Annotated in this window: 19 protein-coding genes; 7 read left to right on the top strand and 12 right to left on the bottom strand. The window is 65.1% G+C overall.

Features of this window, described 5'->3' with window-relative positions; translation table 11 throughout:
• The 3 genes from KK488_RS15885 to KK488_RS15875 form a co-directional block, all read right to left on the bottom strand.
• The coding region (locus tag KK488_RS15885) for an alpha/beta fold hydrolase (protein WP_432653854.1) at positions 1-238 on the bottom strand (238 nt) is incomplete at its 3' end.
• 266 nt (positions 239-504) lie between these two features.
• Positions 505-972, bottom strand: a complete 468-nt coding sequence (locus KK488_RS15880; protein WP_214624677.1) for a GreA/GreB family elongation factor — start codon at positions 970-972, stop codon at positions 505-507.
• Entirely contained in the window at positions 969-2,255 is a 1,287-nt protein-coding gene (locus tag KK488_RS15875; protein ID WP_214624676.1) for a cystathionine gamma-synthase family protein, read from the bottom strand. Before KK488_RS15875 ends, KK488_RS15880 begins: the two co-directional genes overlap by 4 nt.
• A 298-nt stretch (positions 2,256-2,553) precedes the next feature.
• Between KK488_RS15875 and KK488_RS15870 the strand changes: the two genes are divergently transcribed.
• Positions 2,554-2,760 (top strand): cold-shock protein, encoded by a 207-nt coding sequence (locus KK488_RS15870; protein ID WP_214624675.1) that lies wholly within the window; start codon positions 2,554-2,556, stop codon positions 2,758-2,760.
• Between the two features lie 84 nt (positions 2,761-2,844).
• Positions 2,845-3,171, top strand: a complete 327-nt coding sequence (locus tag KK488_RS15865; RefSeq protein ID WP_214624674.1) for a DUF6481 family protein — start codon at positions 2,845-2,847, stop codon at positions 3,169-3,171.
• 18 nt (positions 3,172-3,189) lie between these two features.
• Here the strand turns inward: KK488_RS15865 and KK488_RS15860 are convergent, their stop codons facing one another.
• From KK488_RS15860 to KK488_RS15845, 4 genes are all read right to left on the bottom strand, one after another.
• Complete coding sequence (locus KK488_RS15860) at positions 3,190-3,669, bottom strand: RidA family protein (protein WP_214624673.1); 480 nt, start codon at positions 3,667-3,669, stop codon at positions 3,190-3,192.
• A 72-nt stretch (positions 3,670-3,741) separates the two neighbouring features.
• Positions 3,742-5,025, bottom strand: a complete 1,284-nt coding sequence (gene murA / locus KK488_RS15855; protein WP_214624672.1) for a UDP-N-acetylglucosamine 1-carboxyvinyltransferase — start codon at positions 5,023-5,025, stop codon at positions 3,742-3,744.
• A gap of 150 nt (positions 5,026-5,175) precedes the next feature.
• Positions 5,176-6,489, bottom strand: a complete 1,314-nt coding sequence (locus KK488_RS15850) for a M20/M25/M40 family metallo-hydrolase (RefSeq protein WP_214624671.1) — start codon at positions 6,487-6,489, stop codon at positions 5,176-5,178.
• Positions 6,490-6,717: 228 nt separating this feature from the next.
• Positions 6,718-7,284: an HNH endonuclease gene (locus KK488_RS15845; RefSeq protein WP_214624670.1), complete on the bottom strand. Its 567-nt coding sequence runs from the start codon at positions 7,282-7,284 to the stop codon at positions 6,718-6,720.
• Positions 7,285-7,381: 97 nt separating this feature from the next.
• Between KK488_RS15845 and gluQRS the strand changes: the two genes are divergently transcribed.
• Both gluQRS and KK488_RS15835 read left to right on the top strand, forming a co-directional pair.
• Positions 7,382-8,272 carry a tRNA glutamyl-Q(34) synthetase GluQRS gene (gluQRS, locus tag KK488_RS15840; RefSeq protein WP_214624669.1) on the top strand — a complete coding sequence of 297 codons (891 nt, stop codon included), beginning with the start codon at positions 7,382-7,384 and terminating at the stop codon, positions 8,270-8,272.
• Positions 8,273-8,296: 24 nt separating this feature from the next.
• On the top strand, positions 8,297-8,533 hold the full coding sequence (locus tag KK488_RS15835; protein ID WP_214624668.1) for an HIG1 domain-containing protein: 237 nt from the start codon (positions 8,297-8,299) through the stop codon (positions 8,531-8,533).
• A gap of 44 nt (positions 8,534-8,577) precedes the next feature.
• Here the strand turns inward: KK488_RS15835 and KK488_RS15830 are convergent, their stop codons facing one another.
• Entirely contained in the window at positions 8,578-9,516 is a 939-nt protein-coding gene (locus KK488_RS15830; RefSeq protein WP_214624667.1) for a hypothetical protein, read from the bottom strand.
• Between the two features lie 120 nt (positions 9,517-9,636).
• On the opposite strand from KK488_RS15830, the gene KK488_RS15825 reads away from it, so the two are divergent.
• Together KK488_RS15825 and KK488_RS15820 are read left to right on the top strand one after the other, a co-directional pair.
• Entirely contained in the window at positions 9,637-10,902 is a 1,266-nt protein-coding gene (locus KK488_RS15825) for a glutamate-5-semialdehyde dehydrogenase (protein ID WP_214624666.1), read from the top strand.
• A gap of 269 nt (positions 10,903-11,171) precedes the next feature.
• Positions 11,172-11,729 (top strand): hypothetical protein, encoded by a 558-nt coding sequence (locus KK488_RS15820; protein WP_214624690.1) that lies wholly within the window; start codon positions 11,172-11,174, stop codon positions 11,727-11,729.
• Positions 11,730-12,162: 433 nt separating this feature from the next.
• Here the strand turns inward: KK488_RS15820 and KK488_RS15815 are convergent, their stop codons facing one another.
• From KK488_RS15815 to KK488_RS15800, 4 genes are all read right to left on the bottom strand, one after another.
• On the bottom strand, positions 12,163-12,729 hold the full coding sequence (locus KK488_RS15815; RefSeq protein WP_214624665.1) for a GNAT family N-acetyltransferase: 567 nt from the start codon (positions 12,727-12,729) through the stop codon (positions 12,163-12,165).
• Positions 12,730-12,770: 41 nt separating this feature from the next.
• A complete protein-coding gene (locus KK488_RS15810; RefSeq protein ID WP_250890522.1) occupies positions 12,771-13,502 on the bottom strand; it encodes a L,D-transpeptidase family protein in 732 nt (243 codons plus the stop codon).
• Positions 13,503-13,594: 92 nt separating this feature from the next.
• Complete coding sequence (locus KK488_RS15805) at positions 13,595-14,098, bottom strand: DUF2721 domain-containing protein (RefSeq protein ID WP_349356908.1); 504 nt, start codon at positions 14,096-14,098, stop codon at positions 13,595-13,597.
• Positions 14,095-15,306 carry an LL-diaminopimelate aminotransferase gene (locus KK488_RS15800; protein WP_214624664.1) on the bottom strand — a complete coding sequence of 404 codons (1,212 nt, stop codon included), beginning with the start codon at positions 15,304-15,306 and terminating at the stop codon, positions 14,095-14,097. Before KK488_RS15800 ends, KK488_RS15805 begins: the two co-directional genes overlap by 4 nt.
• A 136-nt stretch (positions 15,307-15,442) precedes the next feature.
• Here KK488_RS15800 and KK488_RS15795 point away from each other — a divergent pair, with 136 nt between their 5' ends.
• Complete coding sequence (locus tag KK488_RS15795; protein ID WP_214624687.1) at positions 15,443-17,182, top strand: PHA/PHB synthase family protein; 1,740 nt, start codon at positions 15,443-15,445, stop codon at positions 17,180-17,182.
• The last annotated feature ends 268 nt before the right edge of the window (positions 17,183-17,450 follow it).

Below are 17,450 nucleotides of genomic sequence, written 5' to 3'. Positions count from 1 at the left end.
TAGCGGCCAATGCCCCAAAATCGAGTATCTGACGATCGGCAAAATGCGTGGAGCAGCCCGCGTCGCGGTTGTCGAAGCGGATCACGCGATAGCCTCTGTCGGCCAGCCGTTGGCAAAATGAAATAGTCCAGCGGATCATCTGGGTCCCGAGCCCCGCGATCAGAAGGATGGCCTCCGAGCTTTCATCGCCCAAACTGTCATAGGCCAGATTAATGCCATTGGTTTTCACGATGGGCATGGACGTTCCGTTGGCGATGATCGCTCAATGTGGCTTCGCCGCACTGGCGATCGAGTGGGTTCAAGCGCCCTATAGCGCGAATGTCAGTTCTTGAACCCAAAAGCCGACCTTCCCTTTCCCACGACTTTTTCGTCATCCACCGGTCCGAAACCACCTCTCCGAAGCGGACGTTCGCTCTGCTTCGAATTTGTCCACGCGGTCCAGAGCCGCGTCGACTGGCTTCTCGCGTTCGCGGGAATAACGAGGATTATTGTGGCCTATCGAGTCTATGTTCCATCGACGGCGATCGCCATGATCTCGATCGCGTCCGCTCTACCGGCGAAGGCCCCCAGTTCGCCCGGCTCGACGCCCATCATCGCGCGGCTGAGGGGTGCGGCGAAGGAGATCATCCCGCCGGCTGGATCGGCCTCGTCATCTCCGACGATCGTGACGGTGCGCTCCTGCCCGTTCAGCCGGTAAGTGACGGTGCAGCCGAACGCGACGGTCTCGCCATCGGGCACGGGCGCGAGCTGCGCGGTCGCCTGCCGCGTGCCCCAGTAGCGCAATTCGCGCTTCGCAGAGGTCAGTGCGGCCTCGTCGGTCAGCGTCGGCAGCAGCGCCTCCAGCTCCGCCACCTTCGCCTGAGTCAATGCCAGGCCCCGCGCCGTCACGAGATTGGGACCGGGCGGAATCGGAATCTCGAACCTGGGCTCGAGATGCTCCTCGTCGCTGTCCCGGCGGAAGGCGACGCTCATGCGAGCGCCAGCGCCTGTTCGAGATCGGCGATCAGATCGTCGGGATTCTCGATGCCGATCGAGAGACGGACGGTCGAATCGAGTACGCCGATCCGCCCGCGCACGTCCGCCGCGACGCCGCTGTGCGTGGTCGTGCCCGGGTGGCTGGCGAGCGACTCGGTGCCACCCAGGCTCACGGCCAGCTTGAAGATCTGCAGCGCGTTGAGGAAGCGGAAGGCGGCCGGCAAGCCCCCGGCGATGTCGAAGGAGAAGGTCGAGCCCGCCCCGGTGCATTGCGCATGGAAGGCGCGACCGGTCGGCGAGAGATGATCGGCGAAGGGCAGATAATGGATGTTCTCCACCTTGGCATGATCGCGCAGATAGGTGGCGATCGCCTCGGCATTGGCATTGGCCCGTTCCATGCGCAGGCTCAGTGTCTCCAGGCTGCGGCCGAGCATCCAGCAACTGTTGGGATCGAGCTGGGTGCCGATGGCGCTGCGCAGCGCGCGGATCGGCCGCATGATCTCCTTCGATGCCATCGCCGCGCCGGCGATCAGGTCGGAATGGCCGCCGACATATTTGGTGAGGGAATAGAGCGAGATGTCGGCGCCATGCTCGATCGGCCGCTGAAAGACCGGGCCGAGCAAGGTGTTGTCGCACATGATGACGGGGCGATGGCCGTCCTGCGTGGCGGCGATCTCCTCGGCCATCTCGCGCATCAGTGAGATGCGCACGAGGCCATTGGTCGGATTGGCCGGCGTCTCGATGAAGATGACGGACACGCGGCCCTTCGCCTGCGCTTCCCTGGCGGCCGCCTCGACGCTCTCGCGCTCCACGCCGTTGGTGAAGCCGACGGACTGAATGCCGAGCTTCGACAGGGAGTTGAGCAGCAATGTTTCCGTCCCGCCATAGAGCGGCTGGGAATGCAGGACGACGTCGCCCGGGCGCAGATAGGCCATCAGGCTGGTCGTGATCGCCGCCATGCCCGAGGCGAAGAGCACGCAGGCCTCCGCGCGCTCATAGACCGCGAGGCGATCCTCCACGATCTCGCTGTTGGGATGGTTGAAGCGCGAATAGACGAGGCCCGATCCCTGCCCGGCGGGCGGCTCCTTGCGGCCGGAGACATAGTCGAAGAAATCGCGGCCTTCCTCGGCCGACTTGAATACGAAGGTGGAGGTCAGGAACACCGGCGGCTTGACTGCGCCTTCCGAGAGGGCGGCGTCATAGCCATAGTTGAGCATCTGCGTCTCGGGATGCAGCGCATGATTGCCGATATGGGTCTTGCGGGAATTATTGACGGTCATGAAAATGGCGCTCCTCGCGGGATGGCGTGATGGTCCATCATAGCCCAGTCTGGCGACAAAGCACCCTGCGCTGCCGCTTATATTCGGCTCCTGTGTGAGTTGAGCCGGGCGTCGGCGCGGGTGAAGTGAAGCGGGGGTTTTGCAATTGTCGCGCAAATAGCCTATATGGGTCGGGCTACCGTCGTTTGCGACAGACTACTGGGCCGCTCTGGCGATCCCTTTGTCCTCTCTGAACTTTCTGCAGCCGGAGCGCCGCATGTCGCGGCGCCTCGTACATACTGGGCAAAGGATACCCAAAATGACCATCGGAACAGTCAAATTTTTCAATGCCGACAAGGGCTATGGCTTCATCGCGCCGGAAGACGGCGGCAATGACGCCTTCGTTCACATCTCGGCCGTCGAGCGCGCCGGCATGCGCACGCTCGACAAGGATCAGCGCGTTTCCTACGAGCTGGAGAAGGATCAGCGCGGCAAGATGTCCGCTGTGAATCTTTCGGCAGCCTGATCGTAAGATAGCGGGAGGCGCGGGCGGGGCCGATGGCTCCGCCCGCGCCTCTTTCGTTTAAGAGAACGGAACGTCACAGACTTTATGGTTTCCTACAAACAACCGAGCTTTGAAGAGCGCCTCGAACTGGCGCGCCTCGCCAAGCAGAAGGCGCTGGACAAGCTTAAGGCCAAGCCGCCGGTCGATCCGGCCGTGCTGGCCAAGCGCAAGGCCGCAGCCGAGGCGAAGGAAGCGGCTGCTGCCGAAGCCCGCCGGCTGAAGATCGCGGCGCGCGAGCAGGAAAAGGCAGCGAAGCGCGAAGCCGATGAAGCACGCGCCGCAGCCAAGGCGGCGGCTCCGGCGCTCGATGCAGCGCAACAGAAGGCCGCGCGCGATGCGCGCTATGCGGCCCGCAAGCAGCGCAAGGGCTGAGCGCGATCCGGAGCTTGTTTATTTCCCGGGCTTGCTCTTCACCGCGATACCCATGATCTCGAAATTCGAGCCGCCCAGCAGGCTGCCGGCGCCCAGGAAGGCGCGGGCAGGCAGCGGTCCCTTGAAGTAGGTGCGATACACCTCGTTGAACGCGGCGTAATTGCCGAGGTCGGTCGCGAAGATCTGGACCCAGACGAGGTCGTCCATCGTCATTCCCGCTTTCGCGAGCGTGTTCTTCATATTGTCGAGGATGATCCTGGCGCCGACCTTGGGATCAGTCGGTGGCTTGCGCGTCGCCGGATCGATGTCGGTCGATCCTGAGATGTAGAGCGTGTCGCCGGCCATGACCGCGGCGCTGAAGGCGGGGCCGCCGGCCGGCGATGTCGCTCCGGCCGGCATCGCGCCACCCGCGGGATAATGGACATTGCCGGATTGCGCGGCGGCAGGTGCAGCGAGGGCGAGGGTCAGCGCGGCAAGGGGGAGCGGCAGAGATTTCACGGCGGGTCTCCTGTTGAACGTCCGCCTCCTGCTTCGACCGGGCCTCGCCGGCTGTCAATGCGCGTCCGACGCTCAGCCGTCGCTGTCGCGCTCGATGTCCGCGCCCACGGCCGAAAGCTTTTCCTCCAGTCGCTCATAGCCGCGATCGAGATGATAGACGCGGTTGACGATGGTCTCGCCCCTCGCTGCCAGGCCGGCAAGGATGAGGCTCATCGAGGCGCGCAGGTCCGTCGCCATCACCGGCGCGCCGGTGAGACCCGTCACCCCGCGCACGACCGCGGTGCGGCCGTTCACAGTGATGTCGGCGCCCATGCGCGCCAGCTCAGGCACATGCATGTAGCGATTCTCGAAGATCGTCTCGGTGAGCACGCTCGCGCCGTCCGCCAGTGCAAGCATCGCCATGAACTGCGCCTGCATGTCGGTGGGGAAGCCGGGATGCGGCGCGGTCGAGAGCGTCAGCGGCCGCAGCCGGCCGTCCGCCGCGACCTTGATACCGCCTTTGGTCTCCTCGACATGGACCCCGGCCTCGCGCAGACTCTTGATGATCGCGTGCATGTCGTCGGCGCGGGCGCCGACCAGCTCCAGCTCGCCGCCGGTGATCGCTGCGGCGCAGGCATAGCTGCCTGCCTCGATCCGGTCAGGCATCACCTTGTAGGTCGCGCCATAGAGACGCGGCTTACCCTGGATGACGAGCCGGTCGGTGCCGATCCCCTCGATCTCGCTGCCCATTTCGACGAGCAGACCGCAAAGATCGACGATCTCCGGCTCGCGCGCGGCATTCTCGATGATCGTCTCGCCATTGGCGAGCGCGGCGGCCATCAGCGCATTCTCGGTCGCGCCGACGGAGGGGAAGGGGAAGCTGATCAGCGCGCCCTTGAGGCCGCCATCGGGCGCCAGCGCGCGGACATAGCCATTGGCCATCTCGATCGTCGCGCCAAGCGTCTGGAAGGCTTGCAGGTGGAAATCGATCGGCCGGTTGCCGATGGCGCAGCCGCCGGGCAGCGACACCGTCGCCTCGCCCGTGCGCGCGAGCAGCGGGCCGAGCACGACGATCGAGGCGCGCATCTTGCGCACTATGTCATAGGGTGCGACGGACGAGGTGATCCGGCTCGCCTTGAGCGTCATCACCCGGCCGAAATCCTCCTGCCGCGATCCCTCGATCGTCGTCGAGACGCCGAGCTGGTTGAGCAGATGGCCGAAGCTGTCGACGTCGGCCAGCCGCGGCAGGTTGCGCAGCGTCACCGGCTCCTCGGTGAGCAGCGAACAGGGCAGCAGCGTGAGCGCCGCATTCTTGGCGCCGGAGACGGGGAGCTGGCCGGAGAGCGGCTTCCCGCCGCGAATGAGGATGCGATCCATCGCGGCGTTATTAGCGGGTGCGGCGTCGGGTGCAAGGGGGAGGGGGCGCCCATCTCCCGTCATGCCAGCGAAAGCTGGCATCTCGTGCGGAGCAGGCCGTCTCATGGGATCGGAGACCCCAGCTTTCGCTGGGGTGACGCTGGTTGCGCTCTATTTGCGCGCCTTCTCCTTGCTCAGTCGCGTCATGATGATCGCGGCGCGCTTGCCCTGGCGGGGGAAGCTGGTCAGGTCGACCTGCTCGGCCGGGGTATGGTCGCCGTCGCTGGAGGCGCCGAGGCCGACCAGCCCGTCGATGTCCGCCGCGACGAAGCTGATGTCGCCCGCGCCGCGCTTGAGCGGATCGAGCGCGGGCATGGCGGGCAGGCCGAGATCGGCGTTGATGACATTCAGGGCCGCCAGCAGCTTCTGGTTGCCCGACGTCGGTGGCATCGGCGGATAGCCTTCCTTGAAGGTGATCGTCGCATTGGTTTGTGGCGCATGCGCGGCGATGATCGCTTCCATCTTCGCCTTCACCCGCGCCGTCTGCTCGGGCGAGAGGGTGCGGAAGTCGCCGCGCGCGATTGCGATCGGGGGGATGATGTTGACCTTGCCGGTGGCCCGCGCCTGGCTCTCGTCCGGGCTCATCGCCACGGTCGCGCCGCCGGCGATCAGGCCGATGTTGAAGGTGAGGTTGGGCTCGGGCAGCTCCTGGCGGAAGCGGCTGATGATCCGCACCAGCTCGTAGATGGCGCCATCGCCGACAGTGGGCGAAAAGATGCCGCTCGAATGCGCGGTCTTGCCGGTCGCGGTGACCGTATAGTCATTCGCCGAGCGGCGGGCGATCGAGCCATAGTCCTGCCCGTCGATCACCGATAATCCTTCGAAATCAAGGGCAACATCGGCGCGTTTGCCAGCGGCGATCAGGTCGGCGCGGCTGACCGAAACCGGCTCGCCGGAGGATTCCTCGTCGCCGGTCAGCACGATCTCGATATTGGCGTCCTTGAGGGTGCCAGCCGCCTTCATCGCCCGCAGCGCCGTGAACATCACGACCATGCCGCCCTTGTCGTCGCCGACGCCCGGCCCCTTCGCGACATCGCCCTCGCGGCTGAAATGCTGGAAGGGCGAGCTGGGCTCGAACACCGTGTCCAGATGGCCGATCAGGAGGATCTTCGTGGTGCCGGGCCTGCCCTTGTGCGTGGCGATGATGTGGCCGGCGCGATTGACCGCGTCCATCGGTTTCCATGCGACCGTGAAGCCCAGTGCTTCCAGCTCCGGCCGCACCATCTCGGCCACCTTGATGACGCCGGGGATGTTGCGCGTGCCCGAGTTCTGGTTGACCAGCCTTTCGAGCAGCGCGAGCGCCCAGGGTTGATCGGCATCGACGGATTTGGCGATGGCCTGCTCGGCGGCGGAAAGCTTCGCGGCGGCGGGCGCGGCGAGCAGGATGAGAGGGAGGGCGAGCGCGGTCAGGGCGGAGCGGGTCATGCCGTCACGATAGACTGCGCCGGAGAGGGCGCAATGGCCTGAATTACTTAGCCCCAAGGGAGGGCGCCTCAGGTCGGTCATGCCCCCGGCATGACCTAACAGCGCGGGGCGCTGTTTACCTGACGCGGGGTGGGTGGCGCGCAGCGATCTGCGGGGTTGCAGCCCCACCCCAACCCCTCCCCTGAGCCGAAGGCGAGCGAAGCCCAACGGGAGGGGCTACAAGTTTGGCTAAGCCAGCAACTCGACATCCCAATAAAGCCAGTCGTGCCAGCTCTCGTGGAGATGGTTGGGCGGGAAGGCGCGACCATGATCCTGGAGCTGCCAGCTCGTCGGACGGATCGGCGTGTCGCGCATCGCCATGTTGGCCTCGCGCGGCGTGCGGCCGCCTTTCTTGAGATTGCAGGGCGAGCAGGCCGTCGCGACATTCTCCCAGGTGGTGCGCCCGCCCGCGCGGCGCGGCACGACATGGTCGAACGTCAGATCCTTGGTCGATCCGCAATAAAGACAGGAGAATTTGTCGCGCAGGAACAGGTTGAAGCGCGTGAAGGCGGGATATTCGCTCGGCCGCACATATTGCTTGAGCGCGATGACCGAGGGGATCTTCATCTGGAAGCTGGGCGAATGGACTTCCCGGTCATAGCTGTCGACGATGTCCACCCGATCCAAAAAAACCGCCTTGATGGCGGTTTGCCAGGGCCAGAGGCTCAGCGGATAATAGGAAAGCGGCGTATAGTCCGCATTGAGGACCAAGGCCGGACAGTTTTCTGCATGGCGAATTCGTTCGGGATGATACATGCGTGCTCGTGCCCCTCACCGTTGCGTCGCGATCTCTCGAAGAGAAGCATGACGCCATCATGACAGCAGAGACAATAAGGCGCCGTCAAGAGCTAGTATGAACCAAACTGTTGCTCCACGACATCTGGTGACTCGCTTTGCGCCCAGTCCAACCGGGCGGCTCCATATAGGCCATGGCTGGTCCGCCCTCCAGGCCTTTGATCTTGCGCGTGAAGCTGGCGGGCGCTTCCTGCTGCGCATCGAGGACACGGACGTCACGCGCTGCCGGCCGGAATTTGTCGAGGGCATCTATGAGGATCTGCACTGGCTCGGTCTGGAGTGGGACGAGGTGGTCATCCAGTCGCAGCGGCTCGCGGTCTATAACGCGGCGCTAGAGCAGCTGAAGCGGCTCGGCGTCGCCTATCCCTGCTTCTGCACGCGCGGTGACATTGCGCGGGAAGTCGCCGCCAGCCTCCATGCCCCGCATGGCGCCGACGGGCCGCTGTATCCGGGCACCTGCCGGTCGCTGAGCGCTGACGCGCGCGCGTCGCGGATCGCGGCAGGCGATCCACATAGCTGGCGCCTCGACATGGCCACGGCGTTGGCGCGGACCGGGCCGCTGACCTGGCGGGACGAACGAGCCGGGACAGTGCCGGTCGATCCGGGTGCGCTCGGCGATCTCATCGTCAAGGGCCGTGATCGCCCGGCGAGCTACCATCTCGCCGTCGTGGTCGACGATGCGGAGCAGGGCGTGACGCATGTCGTGCGCGGGGAGGATGTGTTCGCCTCGACCCACGCGCATCGCACCTTGCAGGCATTGCTCGGCCTGCCATCGCCGCTCTACCGCCACCACCCGCTGATCGTTGACGCGCGGGGCAAGCGCCTCGCCAAACGCAGCCTTGGCCTCAGCCTCGCCGAACTGCGGGAGGGCGGTATGGACGGGCGCACGCTGGCCGACGATCTGCGCGCGGGGCGCTTCCCGCTTGGAATCGGGCTCGCGGACGCCTAGATCGAGGGCAAGGAGTTTCAACCAATGGGCAATGTCCTTCTCATCCTTCTGCTGCTGGCCGCCATGGGCGGCGCGCTGTTCATGCTCGTGCGGGGGATCATCACCTTCCTCAAGACGACCGAGGAAGACCTCAAGAACAACGCCGCCGGCCCCAGCCAGTCCAGCCTCAAGCAGAACAAGGCGATGATGGGCCGCGTGATGTTTCAGGCCTTCGCGATCCTGATCGTGGCGCTGCTATTGCTGATGAAGAGTGGCGGGTAAGTTTCTCGTTTAGAACGGTGTTTTAGTTCAGGCATGGTGCAGGCTCAGGTCATGCAGCGCACGCGCTTCACCTTGCCGATCGTCAGCGCGACGCCGCCGTCCGACAAAGCGAGCACCGATTTGTCCGACCATTCGTCCCCTTCGCCACTGTAGTTGGCCGTCACTTCGATCCGATTGGCGCCGAGCGGCCTGACGGCCGTCACCCTGCCTTCGCTTTCGTAGAAGACCAGGCTGTCGACATTGACCGCGAGACGCATGTCGTCGCCCGGCTTGCCGCAGGTCGCCGCCGTGCCCGACCAGGTCCCCCGGAAGGCCGCCGGGATGCGCGCCGCCTTCTCGCCTTCCGGCGACGCGATCCGGACCGTTCCGCGCGGCTGCAATTCGGAGGCGGCGATCAGCCAGGGCGTCTGCCCGGCCTCGCCCTGCTGGCCATTCGGGTTGCGCGCCAATGTCATCATGCCGATCAGGTTGAAGGGGCGCCCGCCGTCGCGCAGCCGCCCATAGACCTGCACCGGCACCCGCGCCGTCTGCGTGCCGCCCGCCTGCGGCCGCCCGACCAGCACATGGATCTCGCTATATTTGCGATAGGAGTCGGCGAATTGCGCCTGCGTCATGCCGCTCTGCCTGCCCTCGTCGCGCCATAGCCGATAGGCGTCGCCATAGCGCCCCTCGGCCAGCGCGAAGCCCCAGCGCTCGATCGTCGCGCCCGAGGCCTCGACGCTGGTCGGGATGCGTGCCGCACGTTCGTTCAGCGGCTCGCGATCGTCCGGCAGGCCGCCGACCTCGCCCGGCGCGGGCGGGATGAGCGCGCCCGGCTGGTCGACGTCGGCATCCTCCACGCCGTTCATGGCATCGTCCAGTGCGGCATCGGCCTGCTGCGCCGTCATGTTCGACTGATTGTCGTGGGAGGGCTGGCGCCCGCAACTGGAGAGCATCGTTGCGGCGAGGAGCAGTGCAGGCACAGCGAATAATTTGGCGGACATGATGGCTCCTCATGGGCTGACTGGCAAAACGTGCGGTCAATCATCCGGTTGCGGGCATTTGCGCGACTCTTGGCGCATGCTATGGGGACGCCCTTCGATCCCGACAGGACACTATCCCCGATGAACGACCTGACGCAAACGCCCGAGATGCTGATCGCCATGATGGGTGCCAAGGCGCGGCGCGCGGCCGCCGAGATGGCGCTGGCATCGAGCGCGCAGAAGGGCGAGGCGCTGGTCGCGGCGGCGCGGGCGCTGCGTGATGCGACGGCCAAGATCATCCTCGCCAACCGCATCGACATGGAGCGCGGCGCGGCCAACGGCCTCTCCTCGGCGATGCTTGACCGGCTCCGTCTGGACGAGAAACGGGTCGCGGCGGTGGCCGATGCGGTCGAGCAGGTGGCGAGCCTGGAGGATCCGGTCGGCAAGCTGATCGACGAGACGGTGCGGCCCAACGGCCTGAAGCTCAGCCGCGTGCGCGTGCCGCTCGGCGTGATCGGCATCATCTACGAGAGCCGCCCCAATGTGACGGCGGACGCGGCGGCGCTCGGCCTCGGCTCGGGCAATGCGGTCATCCTGCGCGGCGGCTCCGAGGCGGTCGAGAGCAACCGCGCGATCCACGCCGCGATGGTCAAGGGCATCACCGAGGCGGGGCTGCCGGCCGATGCGGTGCAGTTCGTGCCGACCACCGACCGGGCCGTCGTCGGCGCGATGCTGCGCGCGGTCGGCCTCATCGACATCATCGTGCCGCGCGGGGGCAAGAGCCTCGTCGCGCGCGTGCAGGAGGAGGCGCGCGTGCCCGTGCTCGCCCATCTCGACGGCATCTGCCACACCTATGTGCACGCCGCTGCCGATCCGCAGATGGCGCGCGACATCGTCGTCAACGCCAAGATGCGGCGCACCGGTATTTGCGGCGCGATGGAGACACTGCTGATCGACCGCGCCTTCCCTGAGCGCGAAGCGCTGGTGACCGCACTGCTCGATGCGCGCTGCGAAGTGCGCGGCGATGAGGCGGTCCGCAAGCTCGATCCGCGCGTCGAGCCGGCCGAGGATGGCGATTGGGACACCGAATATCTCGATTCGATCCTGTCCGCGCGCGTCGTCGACGGCTTGGACGAGGCGCTCGCCCATATCGCCAGCCACGGCAGCCATCATACCGACGCGATCGTGACTAATGACGAGAGCGTCGCCGAGCAGTTCCTCGCCCGTTGCGACAGTGCCATCGTCATGTGGAACGCCTCGACCCAGTTTGCCGACGGCGGCGAGTTTGGCCTGGGCGCGGAGATCGGCATTTCGACCGGACGGATGCACGCGCGCGGCCCTGTCGCGCTGGAAGGGCTGACCACCTATAAATGGGTTGTCCGGGGAAGCGGCCAGACTAGGGTCTGAACTCAGTTGGAACGGGGATCGAGATTGCCCATGGAAGGCCGCCGACAAGGAGCGCTGCGCAGTCGCGTAGCTAAAGCTACGCGCAAGCAAGCGACGCCGCTCGGCGGCCTTCCATGGGCAAGCGCGCCGCGGCGGGCGTCTTTTGGCGCCAGGCGGCGTCGCGCGTCGGTCACGATGGAAACCATCGCTCCCTCCCTGCTCCTGGCCGGCGCCAAAATTTGCTCCGTCTCGACCCCGTTCCAACTGAGTTCAGACCCTAGGCCGTGACCATGCCCAAGATTGCGATGATCGCGCGGCTGCGCGCCGGAGCGTTTTTGACGTCGGTCCTGTTGGCGGGCTGCCAGGCCGTGCCGTCACCGCGAGCCGCGCCGCCGCCCCCAACTCCGCCGGCTCCCAAGCCCACACCAGCGCCCACCCCGGCGACCCCGTCCAATCTGGACTGGGAAGAAGCACCGGTGGCACCTGGCACCTGGACCTACCTCACGCAGGACGGTGTGAAAGCAGCGTCCTTCGGGCAAGACATTGTGGTGATTGGATGCCGTCCCGCCACGCGGCAGATCGAGTTGAGCGTTCGGGGTGTGGCGCCCGTCGCGCGGGCGATGACAGTCCGTACCAGCTTCGGCGCATTGCAGTGGGCCGGTGTGGTGACGAGTCCGGCCGCCAGCGGCGTTGCGATGCTCACCGTCTCGCGCCCCGCGAGCGATCCCGGCTTTGACCAGATCGCTTATTCGCGCGGCCGCATCGCGATCGAGGTGGCAGGCCGCACGCGGCTGATCGTGCCGGCCTGGGCGGAAATTTCGCGCGTGATCGAGGATTGCCGAAACTAGGTTTTCGGCGGCGCGCCCGGTTCGAAGCGCGGACGCATGAGTATGATTCGAAAAAAAATAAATACAAGTCTTGTTCGCGAGCGCGGAATGACTCACATCTACACCTGTCGAAGGGAAACGGCTTTCAGCCAAACCGCTTCGAAGCAGTTTCAACTTAAGCGAAAGGAGGTGATCCGATGTCTCATGGTTCAGCAATGGGGTCGGTGAAGTCCGTTCGGGGAGCCTGCCGCTAAGGCATTGGTGGCAGGTCGCGCGGCGCTCGATTGAGCGAAACGCGGCGTAAATCCCCGGGTGGCGGCATTTCCGGCCGCTGACCATGCTGATGGGCCGCGCGGAACCTTAGAGGTTCCGGGCGGCCCCTCTCATTTGTGCTGCTTCGCGGCGAAGGCAGGGAGTTGCCTCTGCCTGGTTGGAAATTTCCCTTCCAAAAACCTCAGAGCGCGATCCGGTAGCGCAGGCTCTCCGCGCCGCCATAGGCCGCGATCTTCGTGAAGCGCTCGATCAGCACGCCGCCGCACCGCTCGATCGTACGGCGCGAGGGCAGGTTATCCTCGTTGGCGGTGATCTCGATGTAGGAGAGACCGCGTGACCGCGCATCGGGCAGCAGCGCCATCACCGCCCCGGCCGCATAGCCATTACCGCGCTTCGCCGGTATGACCGCGAAGCCGATATGGCCCAGCACGTGCGGCGGGAGGTCCGATGTGCCGGGCAACCAGCGAAAGCTGATCGATCCGCAGAAATCGCCGTCCCACATCCAGCGCCGATAGCCGGGAATGCGGGGGAGCACGGTGCCATCCGGCGCCGTGTAGCCGGGCAGGCGTCCCTCGGGATCGTCGGAGGCGGTCAGGAAGGCCGGCGCGTCGCTATCGATGGCCGCCAGTTCGGCAAGCCGGGTCTTCTCGCCATCGATATTGTTTGGCGACCAGCCCATCTCCAGCGCGGCCCGGTAGGCAGGCAGATGGTCCATCGACGGGACAACGAGGCTGAAGGTTCCGGACATGACGGCTCCCCGTAGCGGAGCCGCGACGCCCGAGCCAGACGTCAGTTGATCTCGCCGGCCTGGGTCATCTGCGTGCCCTGCGGCACGGCCATCATCTTGCCCGAGGTCACGATCACCTTGGTGCCGATCCTGGCCTGCGCGAACAGCAGCTTGGCGAAGGCGAGCGGCACGCCGATGCAGCCATGCGTGGCATTGCCCCATTTGACTTCGCTGGCGTGGATTGCGACGCCGTCATTGGTGAGCCGCAGCATGTAGGGCATCGGCGCATTGTTATAGACGTTCGAGTGGTGCGTGGCGTCCTTCTGGCTGATCGGGAAGGTGCCGATCGGCGTCGGATAATCGTCCGCGCCATAGAGCACGACGGCGGCGCCGATCTGGTAGCCGGCGCGGAACACGGCGATCGTCTGCGCCTTCACGTCGACGGTGATGATCACTTCGCCCTGCGGCACGCCGGCATCGTCCCAGACATAGTCGCCATGACGGAACGGTCCGTCGACGACGAGGACGCGCTTGAGCCGCATCGCGTCATTGGCCACGGCTGGCGCGGGGTTTGGGGCAACGACGGGTGCCCGGGCGGCGGGACGCGCCACCGGAGGAGCCTGGACCGCCTTGGGCTGATTGCCGAAATCGACCTCGAGGCGCGGCACGTCGCGGTTCGTGTCGGCGCGGGCCGCGACCATCGGCGCGACACTCATCGCGACCACGGCGCCCGTCACCATCGCTCCCAGAGCGAGGCCGATCCTGATCATTCTGTGCTGCGCGATCTTGGTCATGAGCCATGACTAAGAGACTCTTAAGATGCCGCGCAAGAGGCCATTTCTGGCCGTTTCCCAATGGGACACGAGGTTATGGACAAGTTAACGGGTTAATGCGGCCGCCGGTTTTGTTCTTCGTCCCCGGCCTCGTGATAAAGAATCTCGTTGCGGATATGCACGGCGCGCGAGCCCAGGCGCGTCTCATAGATGAAGATCGCGAAGCCGACGCCGATCGAGATCATCGAGGCGATGAAGAGCAGGGCGATCAGCGTCCCGAAATGCGCGTTCACCAGCTCCGAGAGAAACAGCAGGACCACGACCATGCAGATCAGCACCGCCGAGAGCACGGTGAGGAAGATGGCGACGTTGATGACCGAGATGCGCTTGTCGAGGACGTGGATCTCCTCGATCAGCCGGTCATGCTCGGGGCCGCGGCTCTTCAGCACCAATTCCTCGACCGCTCGCGCGCGGTCGACTACGCGCGCGAGCCGGCCGGCGCAGACGTTGAGGAAGGCGCCGGTCCCCGCGAGCAGGAAGACCGGCGCCACCGATAGCTGGATCGTCTGCGCGACCTGGCTGACCGCCGGGGAGCCCAGCGTATAGAGGTCGCTCACGCGGCCCCTTTGCTCGCCGGGGTATTGATCCCCATGGACTGGAGATATTTCTTCACGTTGCGCGCCGCCTGACGCAGGCGCTGCTCGTTCTCGACCATCGCGATCCGGACATAGCCCTCGCCATCCTCGCCATAGCCGACGCCGGGCGCCACCGCGACCTTGGCATGGGTGAGCAGCTGCTTGGAGAATTCCAGGCTGCCCATCTCCTTGAGCGCCGGAGGCAGTGGCGCCCAGGCGAACATGGAGGCCTTGGGGGCAGGAATGTCCCAGCCGGCCCGACCGAAGCTCTCGACCAGCACGTCGCGCCGCTTGTGATACAGCTCGCGATTCTGCTGGACGATGTCCTGCGGACCGTTGAGCGCGGCGCAGGCCGCAGCCTGGATCGGCGTGAAGGCGCCATAGTCGAGATAGGACTTCACGCGCGTCAGCGCCGCGATCAGCTTGGGATTGCCGACCGCGAAGCCGATGCGCCAGCCGGCCATCGAATAGGTCTTGCTGAGCGAGGTGAACTCGACCGCGATATCCTTGGCGCCGGGTACCTGCAGGATCGAGGGCGTCGGATTGCCATCATAATAAAGCTCGGAATAGGCAAGGTCGGAGAGCACCCAGACCTTGTTCTCCCTGGCCCAGGCGACCAGCCGCTCGTAGAAAGCGAGATCGACCGTCTCGGCGGTCGGATTGCTCGGATAGCCGACGACCAGCACACTCGGGCGCGGCACCGTGAAGGCCATCGCCCGGTCGAGCGCGCGCCAGTAATCCTCATCCGGCGTGGTCGGCACCGAGCGGATCGTGGCACCCGCGATGATGAAGCCGAACATGTGGATCGGGTAGGAGGGGTTGGGCGCGAGCACGACGTCGCCGGGCGCGGTGATCGCGGTGGCAAGGCTGGCGAGACCCTCCTTGGAGCCCATCGTGACGACCACCTCTGTCTCGGGATCGAGCTCGACCCCGAAGCGGCGGGCGTAATAGTTCGCCTGGGCCTTGCGCAGGCCGGGAATGCCCTTGGACTGGCTATAGCCGTGCGAGCTGGGCTTCTGTGCCACCTCGACCAGCTTGTCGATGACGTGCTGGGGCGGCGGCAGATCGGGATTACCCATGCCGAGATCGATGATGTCCTCGCCCGCCGCGCGCGCCGCTGCCCGCATCGCATTCACTTCGGCGATAACGTAGGGCGGCAGTCGCTTCATGCGGTAGAACTCATCGGACATTGGGAAGTCGATCTCCTTGAATTGCAATATGGCGTTTGGAACACGGCCTGCCATGATTGCACTTGGTCGGCAGGCACCAAGCTCCATATAGCTGGCAGTCGACTCTGGTGCCACCAAAACAAGATTGAGGCCACATCTGATGAAACAGGACGTGATCGATGGGCCTGACCTGGCGGAGATGCAGCACTGGACCCGGCTGATCGGCCGGGCCCAGCAGATGATCCTGGAGCGCAGCGCCGACCTCGCCGAGCGGGCGTTCAAGATCCGCAGCCTCGAGGCGCATCCCAACCTGGAGAAGATCGCCGAGATCCAGACGCAGATGGCCGGCAAGGGCATGGCCATGTGGGAACAGTTTCTCGCCCGTGCCAACCCCCTCGCCGGGAATATGGAGACGGCGTCGCCCGCCGATCTCGATCGCCGCTTCGCCGATCCACGCTGGCGCGACAATCCGGTGTTCGATCTGATCCGTCAGATCTATCTGCTCGCGTCGGAATATATGCTGCAGCTTGCCGACAGCGTCGACGGGCTGGATGTCCACGAGAAGGAGAAGCTGCGCTTCATGACGCAGCGTCTCGTCGAGGCGGCCAGTCCCGCCAACTTCCCCTTCACCAATCCGCTGGTGGTCGAGAAGACGATCGAGACGCGTGGTGAGAATCTGCTCACGGGTCTTCAGCACCTGCTCACCGATCTCGACCGCGGCCAGCTCACCCATACCGATGGCTCCAAGTTCGAACTTGGCCGCAACATCGCGACGACGCCGGGCAAGGTGGTTCACGAGACACCGCTCTATCAGCTCATCCAGTATGGCCCGACGACACAGACCGTGCTGGAGACGCCGCTGGTCATCTTCCCACCCTGGATCAACCGCTTCTACATTCTCGATCTCAATCCGCAGAAGAGCTTCGTGCGCTGGGCGGTGGAGCAGGGGCTCACCGTGTTCATGGTGAGCTGGAAGTCCGCGGATGCCAGCCTCGCCGACATTGACCTGGCGGATTATGTCGATGCGCAGATCGACGCGATCGATGCGGTGCGCGATCTGCTCGAGGTGCCGTCCGTCCACACGATCGGTTATTGCGTCGCCGGCACGGTGCTTTCCGCGACCCTCGCGCTGCTCGCGGCGCGCGGCGAGGCGGACAAGGTCGCGAGCGCGACCTTCTTCACCGCGCAGGTCGATTTCACGCAGGCCGGCGATCTCGGCCTGTTCGTCGATGATGAGCAGATCGCGCTGGTCGACAGTCTTGCGACCGAGGGCTTTCTCGATGGCCGCTATCTCGCTGCCACCTTCAATCTGCTGCGCGGGCAGGATCTGATCTGGAACTATGTCGTCAACAATTACCTGCTCGGCAATGCCTATCCCGAGTTCGACCTGCTCTACTGGAATGGCGACACGACCAACCTGCCGGCCAGATGGCACCACAGCTATCTCGCCGATTTCTATCGTGACAACCGTCTCGCCCAGCCCGGCGGCCTGATGATCCACGACGTGCCGATCGATCTGCGCCTGGTCAAAACGCCCGCTTATATTCAGGCGGGCATCGAGGATCATATCGCGCCGGCCTGCAGCGTCTGGAAGATCATGGATTATTTTGCCGGCGAGAGAAGGTTCGTCCTCGCCGGCTCGGGCCATATTGCTGGCGTCGTCAATCCGCCGGCCGCGCGTAAATATCAATATTGGACCAGTGAGGCCCCGCAGGCGAGCTTCGAGGCGTTCCGGAAAGCCGCACAGGAAAACAAGGGAAGCTGGTGGCCGGACTGGATGCAGTGGCTGCGCGATCATAACGCTGCGGAGGTGGACGCGACCGGCGCACGCATTCCGGGCACCGGAAAATTTACCGCGATCGAAGAGGCTCCCGGGCGCTACGTCCGCATGCGGTAAGCCGCTAAAATCTGCGACAAACGGGTGCATAAGACAGTTTTGTTGCACTGCATCATTTGACTTGCCAAATGCAGACAAAATCGTTATGCTGCAACGCAACAAATGACTCAGGAGGTCGTTTTGGCAATGCCATCCAAGCCCAAGTCGCGGAAACCGGGAGCGCCCGCCGTACCCGCCGCTGCGAAGGCACCGGCAATCAAGACGGCGCCTAAGCCGGCCGTGTTGGCAAAAGCCAAGCCGGCACCCGTCGTGAAGGCGACGCCAGAGA

The organism is Sphingobium nicotianae (genome assembly GCF_018603885.1).
Classification (GTDB): Bacteria; Pseudomonadota; Alphaproteobacteria; order Sphingomonadales; family Sphingomonadaceae; genus Sphingobium; species Sphingobium nicotianae.
This window is presented reverse-complemented; position numbering and strand designations above follow the sequence as displayed.